General features: G+C 61.9%; 14 protein-coding genes and 1 pseudogene. 12 read left to right on the forward strand and 3 right to left on the reverse strand.

Annotation, left to right across the window (positions count from 1 at the left end; translation table 11 throughout):
• Positions 1-31 precede the first annotated feature (31 nt).
• The gene (groL, locus tag ACN9MX_RS02870; protein WP_363825354.1) at positions 32-1,678 is read left to right on the forward strand and encodes a chaperonin GroEL; all 1,647 of its coding nucleotides are present in this window, start codon (positions 32-34) and stop codon (positions 1,676-1,678) included.
• A gap of 116 nt (positions 1,679-1,794) precedes the next feature.
• Here groL and chrA read toward each other — a convergent pair whose 3' ends face one another.
• Both chrA and ACN9MX_RS02880 read right to left on the reverse strand, forming a co-directional pair.
• Positions 1,795-3,186: a chromate efflux transporter gene (chrA, locus tag ACN9MX_RS02875; protein WP_363825357.1), complete on the reverse strand. Its 1,392-nt coding sequence runs from the start codon at positions 3,184-3,186 to the stop codon at positions 1,795-1,797.
• Positions 3,183-4,139 carry a chromate resistance protein ChrB domain-containing protein gene (locus ACN9MX_RS02880; RefSeq protein WP_363825360.1) on the reverse strand — a complete coding sequence of 319 codons (957 nt, stop codon included), beginning with the start codon at positions 4,137-4,139 and terminating at the stop codon, positions 3,183-3,185. Before ACN9MX_RS02880 ends, chrA begins: the two co-directional genes overlap by 4 nt.
• Before the next feature lie 151 nt (positions 4,140-4,290).
• Here ACN9MX_RS02880 and ACN9MX_RS02885 point away from each other — a divergent pair, with 151 nt between their 5' ends.
• From ACN9MX_RS02885 to ACN9MX_RS02895, 3 genes and pseudogenes are all read left to right on the forward strand, one after another.
• Positions 4,291-4,446, forward strand: a complete 156-nt coding sequence (locus ACN9MX_RS02885) for a hypothetical protein (RefSeq protein WP_426387526.1) — start codon at positions 4,291-4,293, stop codon at positions 4,444-4,446.
• A pseudogene (locus ACN9MX_RS02890) lies at positions 4,446-4,745 on the forward strand (membrane dipeptidase); the annotation flags it as partial. The gene ACN9MX_RS02885 and the pseudogene ACN9MX_RS02890, both read left to right, overlap by 1 nt.
• Before the next feature lie 141 nt (positions 4,746-4,886).
• Positions 4,887-6,293 (forward strand): porin, encoded by a 1,407-nt coding sequence (locus tag ACN9MX_RS02895; protein WP_363825363.1) that lies wholly within the window; start codon positions 4,887-4,889, stop codon positions 6,291-6,293.
• A gap of 83 nt (positions 6,294-6,376) precedes the next feature.
• On the opposite strand, the gene radC is transcribed toward ACN9MX_RS02895, so the two are convergent.
• Complete coding sequence (radC, locus tag ACN9MX_RS02900; RefSeq protein ID WP_363754346.1) at positions 6,377-7,072, reverse strand: RadC family protein; 696 nt, start codon at positions 7,070-7,072, stop codon at positions 6,377-6,379.
• 126 nt (positions 7,073-7,198) lie between these two features.
• Between radC and ACN9MX_RS02905 the strand changes: the two genes are divergently transcribed.
• The 8 genes from ACN9MX_RS02905 (at position 7,199) to ACN9MX_RS02940 (ending at position 13,835) form a co-directional block, all read left to right on the forward strand.
• On the forward strand, positions 7,199-10,432 hold the full coding sequence (locus tag ACN9MX_RS02905) for an intermembrane phospholipid transport protein YdbH family protein (protein WP_363825366.1): 3,234 nt from the start codon (positions 7,199-7,201) through the stop codon (positions 10,430-10,432).
• Positions 10,429-10,617 (forward strand): YnbE family lipoprotein, encoded by a 189-nt coding sequence (locus tag ACN9MX_RS02910; protein ID WP_363735140.1) that lies wholly within the window; start codon positions 10,429-10,431, stop codon positions 10,615-10,617. Before ACN9MX_RS02905 ends, ACN9MX_RS02910 begins: the two co-directional genes overlap by 4 nt.
• A complete protein-coding gene (locus tag ACN9MX_RS02915) occupies positions 10,614-11,015 on the forward strand; it encodes a YdbL family protein (protein WP_363825369.1) in 402 nt (133 codons plus the stop codon). Before ACN9MX_RS02910 ends, ACN9MX_RS02915 begins: the two co-directional genes overlap by 4 nt.
• Before the next feature lie 191 nt (positions 11,016-11,206).
• Positions 11,207-11,530: an AtpZ/AtpI family protein gene (locus ACN9MX_RS02920; RefSeq protein WP_133651817.1), complete on the forward strand. Its 324-nt coding sequence runs from the start codon at positions 11,207-11,209 to the stop codon at positions 11,528-11,530.
• A gap of 48 nt (positions 11,531-11,578) precedes the next feature.
• Positions 11,579-12,364, forward strand: coding sequence for a F0F1 ATP synthase subunit A (locus ACN9MX_RS02925; protein WP_133651818.1), 786 nt, complete (start codon positions 11,579-11,581; stop codon positions 12,362-12,364).
• A 53-nt stretch (positions 12,365-12,417) separates the two neighbouring features.
• A complete protein-coding gene (locus ACN9MX_RS02930; RefSeq protein WP_004207392.1) occupies positions 12,418-12,645 on the forward strand; it encodes a F0F1 ATP synthase subunit C in 228 nt (75 codons plus the stop codon).
• An 88-nt stretch (positions 12,646-12,733) separates the two neighbouring features.
• The gene (locus tag ACN9MX_RS02935) at positions 12,734-13,228 is read left to right on the forward strand and encodes an ATPase (protein WP_363735138.1); all 495 of its coding nucleotides are present in this window, start codon (positions 12,734-12,736) and stop codon (positions 13,226-13,228) included.
• Complete coding sequence (locus ACN9MX_RS02940; RefSeq protein ID WP_363825370.1) at positions 13,221-13,835, forward strand: F0F1 ATP synthase subunit B; 615 nt, start codon at positions 13,221-13,223, stop codon at positions 13,833-13,835. The genes ACN9MX_RS02935 and ACN9MX_RS02940 overlap by 8 nt, the downstream gene beginning before the upstream one ends.
• Positions 13,836-14,202: the final 367 nt, after the last annotated feature.

Consider the following 14,202-nt stretch of genomic DNA (forward strand, 5'->3'; position numbering starts at 1 on the left):
ATTTGCAATTCTCAAAGAGAGGTAGAAGATCATGGCAGCGAAGGACGTAAAGTTTTCGCGTGACGCTCGTGAGCGCATCCTGCGCGGCGTCGACATCCTGGCCGACGCGGTCAAGGTGACCCTGGGCCCCAAGGGCCGCAACGTCGTTATCGACAAGAGCTTCGGCGCGCCCCGCATCACCAAGGACGGTGTTTCGGTCGCCAAGGAAATCGAACTGAAAGACAAGTTCGAGAATATGGGCGCCCAGATGGTCCGCGAAGTCGCTTCGAAGACCAACGACATCGCCGGTGACGGCACCACCACCGCGACCGTCCTCGCCCAGGCGATCGTTCGCGAAGGCATGAAGTCGGTCGCCGCCGGCATGAACCCGATGGACCTGAAGCGCGGCATCGACCTCGCCGTCATCAAGGTCGTCGAGGACATCAAGGCCCGCTCGAAGCCGGTTGCCGGTTCGAACGAGGTCGCCCAGGTCGGCATCATCTCGGCCAATGGCGACGTTGAAGTCGGCCAGAAGATCGCCGAAGCGATGGAGCGCGTCGGCAAGGAAGGCGTGATCACTGTCGAGGAAGCCAAGGGCCTCGATTTCGAACTGGACGTCGTGGAAGGCATGCAGTTCGACCGCGGCTACCTGTCGCCCTATTTCATCACCAACCCGGAAAAGATGCAGGTCGAACTGGCTGACCCCTACATCCTGATCCACGAAAAGAAGCTGTCGAACCTGCAGTCGATCCTGCCGATCCTCGAAGCCGTGGTGCAGTCGGGCCGTCCGCTCCTCATCATCGCCGAGGACATCGAAGGCGAAGCGCTGGCGACCCTGGTCGTCAACAAGCTGCGCGGCGGCCTGAAGGTTGCTGCGGTCAAGGCTCCGGGCTTCGGCGACCGCCGCAAGGCCATGCTGGAAGACATCGCCGTCCTGACCAAGGGCGAAGTGATTTCCGAAGACCTCGGCATCAAGCTTGAGAACGTGACCCTCGGCATGCTCGGCACCGCCAAGCGCATCACCATCGACAAGGACAACACCACCATCGTCGATGGCGCCGGTGACGCCGAAGCGATCAAGGGCCGCACCGAGCAGATCCGTGCGCAGATCGAATCGACCACGTCGGACTACGACCGCGAGAAGCTCCAGGAGCGTCTGGCGAAGCTGGCTGGCGGCGTTGCCGTCATCAAGGTTGGCGGTGCGACCGAAATCGAGGTGAAGGAGCGCAAGGACCGCGTCGACGACGCGCTGCACGCGACCCGCGCGGCTGTGGAAGAAGGCATCGTCCCTGGTGGCGGCACGGCCCTGCTGTACGCTGTCAAGGCCCTCAAGGACCTCAAGGGCGCCAATGACGACCAGACCCGCGGTATCGACATCATCCGCAAGGCCATCGAAGCGCCGCTGCGCCAGATCGCCACGAACGCGGGCGTCGATGGTGCGGTCGTTGCCGGCAACCTGCTGCGTGAAAATGACGAGACCAAGGGCTTCAACGCTGCGACCGACACCTATGAGAACCTCGTTGCCGCTGGCGTGATCGACCCGACCAAGGTCGTCCGCGCCGCGCTGCAGGATGCCGCTTCGGTGGCCGGCCTGCTGATCACGACCGAAGCCACGATCGCTGAACTGCCCTCCGACGACAAGGCGCCGATGGGTATGCCCGGCGGCGGCATGGGCGGCATGGGCGGCATGGACTTCTAAGATCGCGTTGCGGGCGGGCCAGCGGCTCGCCCGCAACCGGGGAAGTTCTCAAAGCTCTCATATGAAAAGGGCCGGTGGAGCGTCGCTCCGCCGGCCCTTTCATGTCGGCCCCATGTTCAGACCAGCAGGATATAAGCGGCACCGATGCCCGCACAGGCACCCAGGACCGGCAACACGCCGATCCTGAACCGGAATACCGCGATCATTGCGCCCGCCGACAGCAGGACAGCAGGAATATTGACGCTGGACAGCACGGGCATGTCGATCCAACCCAGCCGCTGGACCTGCCGAAAGAGGGTGTGAATGGCAAACCAGATGGCAAGGTTCAGGATCACGCCCACCACGGCGGCCGTGATCGCCGTCAGCGCCGCCGAAAGCGCCGGGTTGCCGCGCAGGCGCTCGACGAAAGGAGCGCCAGCGAAAATCCAGAGGAAGCAGGGCACAAACGTCACCCATGTGGTCAGCATGGCGCCCAGGGTCGCTGCCAGCAGCGGATGCATCGCCCCGGACTCGCGGAACGCAGCCAGAAATCCCACGAACTGCGTGACCATGATCAACGGCCCCGGCGTCGTTTCCGCCATGCCCAGGCCGTCGAGCATTTCGCCCGGCCGAAGCCAGCCGAAGGTGCCGACCGCCTCCTGCGCGACATAGGCAAGGACCGCATAGGCACCGCCAAAAGTGACGACGGCCATCTGGCTGAAGAAGCTGGCGATATGGGTGAACACATTGTCGGGCCCCAGCGTCAGGAACAGCGCCAGCACCGGCCCCAGCCACAGCAGCAGAAACAGCGCCGAGATACGCAGCGACCAGCTGAGGGAAGGGCGCGCATGATCCGGTAATCGCTCGCCCAATGCCGTGTCGCAATCATGGACCACATGTCCGCTCGCAGCGCCATGACCGCCGCCGCCCCGAAAGGCTGCAAGCCCTTTGCGCCCGCCGAGGAAGCCGATGAGGCCAGCCGCCACTATGATCAGCGGAAAAGGCGCGCCAAGGAAGAAAATGGCGAGGAAGGCGCCGACCGCGATCCCGCGCATCGCATTGTTCTTCAGCGCGCGTGATCCCACCCGCACCACCGCCTGCATGACGATGGCCAGTACCGCTGCCTTAAGGCCGAAGAAGAGCCCTTCGATGATTGGAACATGGCCCAGCAGCACATAGATGTAGCTGAGCGCCAGGATAGCCAGGAAGCCCGGCAGCACGAACAATATCCCAGCGATCAGCCCTCCCCTGGTCTTGTGCAGGAGCCAGCCGATATAGACGGCAAGCTGCTGCGCTTCCGGTCCCGGCAGCAGCATGCAATAATTGAGGGCGTGGAGGAACCGTTCCTCGCCGATCCAGCGCTTTTCCTCGACCAGCAGCCTATGCATTACGGCGATCTGTCCTGCCGGTCCCCCGAAGCTGAGCGCCGCGATCCGCGCCCATAGGCGCGTTGCTTCGCTCAACGATATTCCGTGATGACCATCGGACGGAGAATGTGCCGGAATGGTGGAGGATGTCTTGGCCGTCATCGGTCCGCCCTTCTGCTGCTGAAAAAGGAATAAAACTGGTTGAGCGCATCGCTTGCCATGGCGATGCGCTGCAGGTCGTCGTCGGTCGATGCGCAGACGCCCGCCAATATGGCTCCCAGGCCGGGGGCTTCCGGTCGCTCGAACCTGCTGTCGCCGATGTCGAGATCATGGATGACCTCGCCGATCGCAACCAGCGCGGGGTCGTTCGCAAGACCCGCCCGCAGCAACAATGTTTCAAAGCTGCACCGGTCGCCTTCATGGGTGAATTCGGCGTCGGCCATGTCAAAGCGCAGCTCGCCGTCGGCCGGATCATAACGGCGCTTATCCACGAATTTGAATCGGGCGTTCTGGTCGATGAAGCGGCGGATCAGCCATGCGCAGGCGATGCGATCGACATGGACGCCGCTGCGCGTCACCCATGTTTTTTCGGCGAGATCGATCGGCTCGGTTCCGACGGCAGGATGGGTTCGGCCGACGTCCGGATGCTGGAAGCGCCGTTGGTCCAGTTCCATGAGCGCCGCTTCGGCTTGCTGTCGACCGGATGCGTTGAAGAAATCGAGCCGTCCGACATCCTCCAGCCGCTTCTGCAGCCGCGCGATGTCCGTTCCGCTGGGGGGGCCGGTTTCCAACAACCGGCGGGCAAGCTGGGTGATCTCTTCATAATCCGCGCGCCGCGCCGCATCGAACAGGGCGCGTACGTCACCATCTGACTGGCCGGCCAGCAGCCGCACTTCGACCAGCGTCGCGTCGCCGCCATTGTCGAGGATTTCCGTCATCAGGCTGTGGAAGGCGGCTGCACTTTCTTCTGAACGAGGCAGTACATGGACCGCATTTTTGAGCGGTACCGCACCTATGGCCTGGAGCCTCCGCCAAATCTTCACGCGCAGATAAGGCGGCTTGGCAGGCAATTGATGCAGCAGCGCAAGCCATGGGGTGGCGTTGGTCGTTATCATGATTCATATGTATCAGAATTTCTGGTTATTAGAAACAGTAGTATCATGGATGCTAAAATGGTAATGATCGCGGATTTGCCTGCGTTGGAATGGAGGAAATCCATTCCGTCATCCGTCTACCGTCAGCCTGGCGCAGATTGAGAGTTTCATCATGTTCAACATTGATGTCATGAGGACGCGGTTCGATGTCGATAATATCGTCGACAAGGACAGACTGTCCTTCATATCCTCCGCGGTATCGGGTGACGGCGCGTTCCGGCCGCTGTCGCCGCGCACCTTCCAGTTCACCATTTCCGGGGAGATTTGATGCGAGTTTGCCTTCTTGCCGGAGCGGCGCTGATCGCGCTGCTCCCCACCGCAGCATCAGCGCAGGCTGTGCCGAAAAAAGTCTATCAATTGCACCAGAAGATGCTGACACTGGACAGCCACCTCGACACGCCCGCTTCGCTCGACCTGCCCGGCTGGTCGATCGAGGAGGAGCATGATGTGCATGGTGACTATACCCAGGTCGACCTGCCGCGCATGAAGAAGGGCGGACTCGATGGCGGTTTCTGGGCGATCTACACGCCTCAGGGGCCATTGACGGAGGAGGGCTGTCGCTCCTCATGACCTTCAGTTTCGGCGGGTTTGTCACCAAAATGAAATAACATTGTCACTTTTCTGTCACTGAAATGCCATAGCTGCCTCATCCGACTTGTTCAGGGGAGTCGGATAGTGCGGCGAAAGTCATTTGGTGGCGGAATTTTGATGGTCAGCCTGCTGGCGCTGATGCCGGAGGCGGCGCTCGCCCAGAGCAATGTGGACCTGCAGCGCCAGATTGATGAATTGAAGGCGCAGGTAAAGGTGCTGACGTCCGCACTCGCCGAGAGCAGGCAAGTCGCCGCCTCGGCCGAACCTCTCGCGGCCGCTCCTGCGCCTGCTGCTGTGCCGTCTCCTGAACTGGCTGCCGCCTCCGCCCAATTGCCGGCGGCCGCCCCCCCATCGACCCCCGCACCAAAGTCGAAGCCATGGTATGAACGGCTCTCGCTGCGTGGCTATACCCAGATGCGCTACAATGCCTTCCTCTCCGGCGACGATGTTGCTCCGGCAGGTGTTTCCCGTCTTCGTTCGGTGCATGACGGTTCGATCTCCGATCGCAGCGGCTTTTCGCTGCGCCGGGCGAGATTGGTTCTTCAGGGCGACATTTCCGATCGCGTCTCGCTCTATCTGCAATCCGATTTCGCCACGGCCGTGAACAATCAGGCGGGCAGCGAGCGGCGGGAGGGCTTTGCGCAACTGCGTGACGCCTATGCCGACGTCTTTCTGGACAAGGGAAAAAGCTTTCGCCTGCGCTTCGGTCAGTCCAAGGTCCCCTTCGGCTGGGAGAACATGCAATCCTCCTCCAACCGGCTCACCCTCGACCGCAGCGATGCGGTCAATAGCGCGGTGCCGAGCGAGCGAGACCTCGGCATCGTTGGCTACTATACTCCGCCTTCGGTCCAGAAGATCTGGGACCGGCTGGCGCATGACGGGCAAAAGCTGTTTGGCAATTACGGTGCTTTCGGTATCGGCGCCTTCAACGGACAAGGCACCAACAGGACGGAACAAAATCGCGGCCTTATGAAGGTGGCTTTCGCCACATGGCCGTTCGAGCTGGACGGGCTGGGCAGCGCATTTGCCGGGCAGGTGTTCGAAATCGGTGGCTCTGCGATGATGAACGAGGTTCAGCCCGAACTGCGCAGCGGAACGATCAGTGCGGTGGCCTATGATGATGATCGGGTCGGCATTCATGCCATGCTCTATCCGCAACCTTTCGGCATTCAGGCTGAATGGAACTGGGGCAAAGGGCCTGAATATGACCGCGTCGCTCAGTCTATCCTGACCAGGAACCTGAATGGCGGATATGTCCAGATGATGTACCGCGCGCCCACGGATTCTCTTGGCGTGTTGATACCCTATGCGCGTTGGCAATATTATCGCGGAGGGTGGAAGGCCGGCACCAACGCCCCGCGCCTGGCAACCGACGAACTGGAACTGGGCATCGAATGGCAACCGTGGAAGGTACTGGAATTCACTCTCGCCTTCGCTCGCACGAGGCGCGCCGAAGCCGATGAACGCCGAACCGGGCGCGCCAGGGGCAATCTCGTCCGCACGCAGGTGCAGTGGAATTACTGAGGTGCTTGCCTGAAGCCTTCAAAGGCACGGCCTATGCCGCATTTCCCGTGCCTTTGACTCCAAACCGTCACCTTGAAAATGCTTCAGATCAATCCTTTGGCGCGCAGGCTGCTGTGCCCCTGGGTTCCGATGATGATGTGGTCGTGCACGGCGATGTTGAGTCGCTTGCCCGCCTCCGCGATCTGCCGGGTGATCTCTATGTCCTGCCGACTGGGTTCAGGTGATCCGCTTGGATGATTGTGGACCAGGATCAACGCTGCGGAGCCGAGGTCGATCGCCCGTCTGATAACCTCCCGCGTATAGATCGCCGCCTGGTCGATCGACCCGTCGCCCATATGCTCGTCCCGGATCAGCATGTTCCGGCTGTTGAGGTGCAGCACGCGCACCCTTTCCACGGTCAGGAAAGCCATGTCTGCACGCAGATAATCGAGCAGCGCCTGCCAGCTTGCCAGCACAGGCTTTTCCGCCACTTCGTTCCGCAGCAGTCGCAGCATGGTGGCCTGGACGATCTTGATCGCGGCAATACTGGTTTCGCCCATGCCGGGCACGCGGGCAATCGCCTGCCAGTCCGCGGTCATCAACCCACCGATGCCGTCGAATTCCCGCAGCAACGCCTTGGCCAGCGGTTTTGTATCGCGGCGGGGTATGGCAAGCGCCAGCAGATATTCGATCAGTTCATGGTCGTGCAGAGCTTCGCCACCGTTCTCCGCCAGCTTCTGGCGTAGCCGGGCACGGTGCCCCACGCCATCGTGCGTGGACTTCAAATCCTGATCCGACAAGGTCTTACCTGTTCCCCACATTCGGATCGACGCTATTCATTGCGGATTTATCGGGCAAGGATATTTAGGACAGATCATACGTTATGCAGGCGTTACGGAATTGAGCACGCGGGTTTGACCATAGGCATGGACGACGAGGACGGCGAAAAGGAGGTTCGCCGGGGCTGGCTTCGCTGGCTTGGAGTGGGGACAGGGTCGCTGGCGCTGATCCTGGCCGCGCTGTGGACGCAGCGCGCGCCGATCGCCGAAAACTTCATCAGCCGCGAACTTAACAGGCGCGGCGTGCAGGGCAGCTACGATCTGGCGGATATCGGCCTGCGGACCCAGCGGATCGAGAATATCGTGCTGGGCGATCCTGCCCATCCCGACCTGACCGCGCGCTGGGTAGAGGTCGACATCGCCTTCACTGGACTTACACCGCAAGTGGCGGCCGTGCGGGCGGGGGGCGTCCGGATGCGCGGTTCGCTTCACGATGGCATGTTGAAACTGGGAGAGATCGACAAGTTCCGCGATTCCCGATCCGCGGCTCCCTTCAGCCTGCCTGACGTCCTGCTGGCCCTCAGCGATGCGCGGCTGAAGCTGGACACCGATGCCGGGCCGGTCAGCATGCAGATCGACGGGCGGGGAAATCTTCACTCGGGCTTCCGTGGGCGGCTGATAGCGGTCATGCCTGATGCCGGGGCCGGGGGCTGCGGCCTGGCTGATCTGCGGGCGACGCTGGAGGTGGCGATGCAGGAGGGCCGCCCGCATCTTTCTGGCCCGTTGCGCGGCAAGGCACTGGCCTGTCGCGATGCCGGCATTGCCGTCGCAAAACCAGCGGCGGACGTGGATGTGCGATTTGGCAAGGCATTGGATCGTTGGACTGGCCATGTCTATCTGTCGGGGGAGGCGCTCAGAGCCGGCAAGATGGTCCTGGTCGAACCTTCGGGCCTGATCGACTTGGACGGGACTGCCGCCGCGACCGCCGGGCGAGCCCGAATCGGGGCGACCGCCCTGTCATTCGGGAGCGCGATGGCAGGCACCTCAAGGTTCCAGGGCGCTTGGCACATCGACAAAGGCAATGCTGCGTTGAAGGGGCAACTGGATGTCCGGCAATTGCGGACTGCGGGCCGTGATCCCCTGCGATCTGTGCGCGAATCGACCACCGGGACCCCTGTAGGGCCGCTCGCGGCGCGATTGGCTGATGCGGTGCGACGGGCGGCCGAGAACAATATCCTGCAAACCAGCCTGGCCTTTGCGCAGCAGGGGAAGGGCGGCAGTCTGGTCCTGACAGGCACTCGGTTTTGGGCGCGCAGCGGTGCGAAGATTGCCGTGGCTCAGGAAGGGCGCGTGACCATCGGCTGGCCGGCCAAAGGCGGGCGGGCGATCGACTGGGCGCTGGATGGAGCGATCACGACAGAAGGCGGCGGGTTGCCAAGGGCTGCGCTTCGGCTTGGGCGCAGGCAGGGCGGAGGCTTTGGCGGACAATTATTTCTTGAACCCTATGCCGCGGGGGATGCCCGGCTGTCTCTGGAGCCGGTGCGCTTCGTTGCCGGGCCGAAGGGCGATACACGCTTTGTGACGCAGGTGCGGCTGGATGGTCCACTCCCCGGAGGAAGGCTGCGTGGGTTGGTGGCGCCGGTCGAAGGGCAGGTGAGCGCCGATGGGGCGCTGGCGATCAACCAGCGATGTGTCCCGGTCTCGCTGATAGAGGCGCGTTACGGCAATTTCTCCCTCGGCCGCACGCAGCAGACGCTTTGTCCGATCGGGCAGTCGCTGATTGCCATGGGTTCGGGCGGTGTGCGCGGTGGTGCGGAAATCCGCAAGCTCGCTTTGGCTGGCAAGAGCGGAGACAGCCCGATGCGGCTCTCCGCCGACAAGGCGCGCTTTGCCATAGGGCAGCAGGGTTTCGCGCTCGTCAATGCCGATCTGGCGATCGGGCCGCAGGATTCGCCGGTTCGACTGAGCGCGGCGATGTTCGCCGGGAAAGCGACGGACAAGGGGCTGGGCGGCACATTGACCGGAGCGGGCGGTCGGATCGGGTCCGTGCCGTTGATCGTGGAAAATGGTGCGGGGGACTGGAGCTTTACCGCAGGAATACTGAAGCTGGCGGCGCGAATGACCGTGCGTGACGCGCAGGCGCCGGGTCGCTTCGAGCCGCTCAAGGTGCCTGATTTCGCGTTGATTCTGAAGGACGGGAAGATTGCCGCCACGGGATCGCTGCGGGCGCCGCGTAATGATGCGTTGGTGGCGCATGCCGTCATTGCACATGATCTGGGCAATGGGCGGGGCAAGGCAGATCTGGCGGTGCCGGGATTATCCTTTGGTCCTGGTCTTCAGCCGGAAGATGTGACTCGCCTTGCGCTGGGCGTAGTGGCGAATGTGACTGCGCGGGTCAGCGGGGAAGGGCATGTTCGCTGGGATGGAACGCATGTGACCAGCGATGGGGTGTTCCGGACAGACAATGCCAGCCTTGCCGCGGCCTTCGGTCCGGTGGAGGGGCTGTCGGGACAATTGCGCTTCACTGACCTGCTTGGACTGGTCAGCGCGCCAGGGCAGGAAGCGCGAATCAGATCGGTCAACCCCGGCGTTGAAGTTCGCGACGGCATTGTGCGTTACCGGCTGGAGGCAGGGCAGAAGGTGCGCGTCGAAGGCGGCGGCTGGCCGTTCTCCGGCGGCGAACTGGTGCTGTTGCCGACGACCATGGATTTCAGCGCCGATGTGGACCGCTATCTGACTTTCCGCGTCATCGGCCTGGATGCGGGCGCCTTCATTCAGGCGATGGACCTCAAAAATATTTCCGCGACAGGTACGTTCGACGGCATCATGCCTCTGATCTTTAATGGGCAGGGCGGACGCGTCGCGGGCGGCGTTCTGACCGCAAGGCAGCAAGGCATGCCGCCCCTGATGATGCCGGAAGGCGTGTTGCCCACCGTCCCCTGTGATCCGTCGCGACAGTCAGGCACGCTTTCCTATGTAGGACCGGTGTCGAACGAGCAATTGGGCGCAATGGGGCGTCTGGCCTTCGACGCGCTGAAGAACCTGCAGTATAAATGTCTGACGATCCTGATGGACGGCGCGCTGGATGGAGAGATGGTCACAAACGTCGTCTTCAACGGCGTCAATCGCGGTCAGATTGGTGGGGCGCCAGCGGGTCTGGCGCGGAATTTCACGGGGCTGCCCTTCATATTCAACGTGCGGATCGCGGCGCCCTTCCGGGGGCTTTTGGGAACCGCGCAATCCTTCATCGACCCCTCGACGCTCATACAAAATAGTATAGGCGACCAGATGCAGGAAAAGATGCGTACCGGGATCGGGCAACAGGGGGGTGCAGTTCAGCCTGCCGAAAGCGAAGCTATGCGAAACGGGGAGCAGAAATGAAGAAGCGAACGATCATAACGGCGGGCTTCGCCGGTCTGGCCCTGGGAGGCTGCATCCAGGTGAAGGCACCCGACAAGCCGATAGAAATCAACCTCAATGTGAAGGTGCAGCAGGAGGTCGTCGTTCGGCTCCAGCGCGATGCGCAGGATTTGATCCAGAATAACCCGGAGTTGTTCCCGCAATGACACGCAAGTTTTTGATGATCGCCGCCTCGGCCGCGATCGCGCTGGCCACTGGCCTTATCATGACTTCTCCGGCCCGCGCTCAGTCGGGCGCTGTGGCCGCGGCGCTCAGCGCCGGAACGGTGGGCGAGCAGGCCGACGGCTATCTGGGCATTGCCGGCTCTGTAAGCGATGCGGTCCGGCAGGAAGTCGAATCAATCAACATCAAGCGGAGGGCCGCTTATACCGACCTTGCCGGCAAGCGGGGCGTGACGGTGCAGGACGTGGCGGCTGCAACGGGATGCCAGACGCTCAGCAGTCGGGTGAAGCCCGGACAGGTCTATCGGATCGGCGCGGGTGCGTGGCAGACCAAGGGCGCCGGGCCTATTGCGTTGCCGGGTTATTGCGCCACGGCCGGCTGATTTACTTCACGCCGGTCTCGCCCGGCTAGTGGACTTTGGACCCGGCTTCGTTCGGACAGGAAATTCTCCTGTCCAACGATGGTTGACACTCCTGAAAGCCCTTTCTAAACGGGCCGCGCCTTGACGGGTGCAGCCGCAAGCGCCATGCCGCCTGACGTTGGGTTCAAAGCCCGAACGGAAAGGATGGCTGGATGGCGGCGGATGCACCGGGGCAGGACCCGGCGGGTGAAGATGCGCGGATCGCTTCTCTGGAGGAGCGGATCGCGCAGGCCGAACATGCCGAAAAGGTCAGACAGGGGACACAGGTGCAGCAGGCGGACGATGGGTCCCGCCTCGGCAACAGGGTTCTCGCGGAACTGATCGGTGGTCTTGCTGGCGGTGCCGTGGTTGGTGGGACTCTGGACTACTTTCTGCGGACATCCCCTTGGCTCCTGTTGGCATTTCTCGGTCTTGGGATCGTGGCTGCGTTCAGGAACATCATCAGATTGACGACGACAAAGCGTCCCGACGAATAGGGACGCTTTTGTCTTAGTCCGATTGCACAGACGTTACAGGGGTCCAGCGTGGCAGAATCCGGTAAAATCGATCCGATGCACCAGTTTGCGATCGAACCGCTGTTCGGTACGGATCATCTGTCGGTCGGCGGCTTCAACATCGCCTTCACCAACAGCGCGCTCTATATGGTGGCGGCCGCTGTGGTGCTCTGGATCTTCGTCGTGGGCGGCATGAAGCGCGAGCTGGTGCCCGGTCGCTGGCAGATGGCCGTCGAATATATGACCGGCTTCATCAAGAGCCTGTTGATCGCCAATGTTGGCGAAGGCGGCAAGAAGTATATTCCCTATGTCTTCTCGCTGTTCATGTTCATCCTGCTGGCAAATCTGCTAGGCCTGCTGCCGCTGGGTCTCGTCGGCCTCCACCCCTTCACCTTCACCAGCCATTTCACCGCGACCGGCGTGCTCGCGATCATGAGCTTCTCGATCGTGCTGGCGGTGGGCTTCTACAAGCATGGCCTGCACTTCTTCTCGCTGTTCGTGCCGCACGGCACGCCATTGCCGATGATCCCGGTCATTTTCCCGATCGAGCTGATCTCGTTCATGGTGCGTCCGTTCAGTCTCGGCCTGCGACTGTTCGTCGCCATGACCGCCGGTCACGTGCTGCTCAAGGTGCTGGCGGGCTTCGTCATCAACGCATCGAATGCGGGTGTCGGCTATGGCCTCACCGTCGGCAGCGCCAGCTTCATCCTGATGATCGGCATCAGCGCTCTGGAAGTGCTGGTCGCAGTGATCCAGGCCTATGTTTTCGCGCTGTTGACCTCGGTTTACATCAACGATGCCGAGAACCTGCACTGATTTTCCGCCATTACCTCAACGTTCGAATAGAGTTTAGAAAAGGAGTTTAGAACATGGACGCAGAAGCCGCAAAGCTGCTCGGTGCTGGTCTGGCCGCAATCGGTGCGGGCATCGCTGCCCTCGGTGTGGGCAACGTCTTCAGCTCATTCCTCGAAGGCGCACTGCGCAATCCCGGCGCCGCCGACGGTCAGCAGGGCCGCCTGTTCATCGGCTTCGCCGCCGCAGAACTTCTGGGTCTGCTGGCGTTCGTTATCGCCATGATCCTGGTGTTCGTGGCCTGAACAGTCGCCTTGGGATGGGCATGGACGGCCGCCTGGTCGCCACGCCTATCCCCTGATTGACCGCGCCCTGATCGGACGGACCCGAAAAATGCCTCAAATCGCGCAAATTGCCGAAACCTATTCATCGCAGATCTTCTGGCTGCTGTTGACCTTTGGTTTCGTTTTCTTCGTCATCGGCCTCGGCATGGTGCCCAAAGTCCAGGCGACGGCTGATGCGCGCGACGCGAAGATCACCGGCGATCTGGACGCCGCCAAGGCAGCTTTTGCTCGCGCCGACGAGGCGGAGGCCGACTATCGCGCCCGTGACGCCCAAAGCCGCGCTGCCGCCCAGTCAAGTTTGGCCAGGGCGAAGGCGGAGGCCGCCAAGGCTTCCGAAGCCAAGCTGGCGGCCGCGGATGCGGATATTGCAAGCCAGATCAATGCGGCCGAAGCCCGCATCAAGGCTGCAACCGATGCAGCCATGGCAGAGATTGAAACCGTTGCCGCTGATGCAGCGCGCGACATGGTGGCTCGTATTTCCGGCGTGAACGCGTCGGAGGATGCGGCCCGCAACGCAGTAAAGGCGGCACTGGTCCATGGCTGAGGCAGCAGCACAGCATAGCGAGGCGGATGCCTCGCATTTGAACCAGGCGATCCATTCCGAGGGGATGGAGCCGGTCGGTACCGTGGCTCATGAGGGCGTGGTTCCGCATACCGACCCCAAGGCTGTCGGCATGGACGCCACTGCCTGGGTCAGCCTGGCGATGGCGGTGTTCATCCTGATCCTGGTGATCAAGAAGGTTCCCGGTCTCATCGGCGGTGCGCTGGATGGTCGGATCGCCCAGATCAAGACGCAATTGGAGGAAGCCTCCAAGCTGCGTGCCGAAGCGGAAGCGCTCAAGGCCGAATATGAGGCCAGGCTGGCGGCTGCCGCAGGCGAGGCCGAAGCGATGCGCAAATCGGCCGAGCATGAAGCGGAAACGCTGCTGGAGGACGCGAAGGCCAATGCTGTCGCGCTGGTGGCTCGCCGTCACAAAATGGCGGAGGACAAGATCGGCGCGGCAGAGCGGGCAGCGGTCGCAGCTATTCGGACGAAAGCTGTGAACGCCGCAACTGGAGCAGCCGCAGCATTGATCGTCCAGGGCCATGATGCCAAGGCAGACAAACTGCTGATCGATGATGCGATCAAGGGACTTGGTCCGACCGTCTGACCGGCCGGCAAAGACTGAAAGAAAAGCCGGTGCGGTGTACGCGCCGGTTTTTTCTCATGTGCGATTCCCAAGCTATAGAAACCATTTGCTGATCAAGACATCGTGGGAAGCAAAGCATCTGGATGCTGGTCTGCTTCAATCAGATCGAAATCCGCTCACTATGTTACTGCATCATTTCGACGGAAAGCCGGTTTTCACTTCTCCGCATGACCTTAATCGACAGGGACTAAATTCCTCTGCACGTCTCTGGGTGGCGTCTTCAAGCCGTACATATGCGGGGTCGATCAAGCACCAGCGATGAGGTTGACCATCGATCCCGTTATCAGCTTCCCGCGAGTGACGCGTTGTCGATGCCGAAGCGATATTT

The sequence above is a fragment of the Sphingobium sp. R-21 genome (assembly GCF_049913335.1).
In the GTDB taxonomy this organism is placed as follows: Bacteria; Pseudomonadota; Alphaproteobacteria; order Sphingomonadales; family Sphingomonadaceae; genus Sphingobium.

Bases quoted from the DNA above. Each gene is read 5' to 3' on its own strand.
- groL (WP_363825354.1), top strand. From the start codon at position 32: ATGGCAGCGAAGGACGTAAAGTTTTCGCGTGACGCTCGTGAGCGCATC.
- chrA (WP_363825357.1), bottom strand. From the start codon at position 3,186: ATGACGGCCAAGACATCCTCCACCATTCCGGCACATTCTCCGTCCGAT.
- ACN9MX_RS02880 (WP_363825360.1), bottom strand. From the start codon at position 4,139: ATGATAACGACCAACGCCACCCCATGGCTTGCGCTGCTGCATCAATTG.
- ACN9MX_RS02885 (WP_426387526.1), top strand. From the start codon at position 4,291: ATGTTCAACATTGATGTCATGAGGACGCGGTTCGATGTCGATAATATC.
- ACN9MX_RS02895 (WP_363825363.1), top strand. From the start codon at position 4,887: ATGGTCAGCCTGCTGGCGCTGATGCCGGAGGCGGCGCTCGCCCAGAGC.
- ACN9MX_RS02905 (WP_363825366.1), top strand. From the start codon at position 7,199: ATGGACGACGAGGACGGCGAAAAGGAGGTTCGCCGGGGCTGGCTTCGC.
- ACN9MX_RS02910 (WP_363735140.1), top strand. From the start codon at position 10,429: ATGAAGAAGCGAACGATCATAACGGCGGGCTTCGCCGGTCTGGCCCTG.
- ACN9MX_RS02915 (WP_363825369.1), top strand. From the start codon at position 10,614: ATGACACGCAAGTTTTTGATGATCGCCGCCTCGGCCGCGATCGCGCTG.
- ACN9MX_RS02920 (WP_133651817.1), top strand. From the start codon at position 11,207: ATGGCGGCGGATGCACCGGGGCAGGACCCGGCGGGTGAAGATGCGCGG.
- ACN9MX_RS02930 (WP_004207392.1), top strand. From the start codon at position 12,418: ATGGACGCAGAAGCCGCAAAGCTGCTCGGTGCTGGTCTGGCCGCAATC.
- ACN9MX_RS02935 (WP_363735138.1), top strand. From the start codon at position 12,734: ATGCCTCAAATCGCGCAAATTGCCGAAACCTATTCATCGCAGATCTTC.
- ACN9MX_RS02940 (WP_363825370.1), top strand. From the start codon at position 13,221: ATGGCTGAGGCAGCAGCACAGCATAGCGAGGCGGATGCCTCGCATTTG.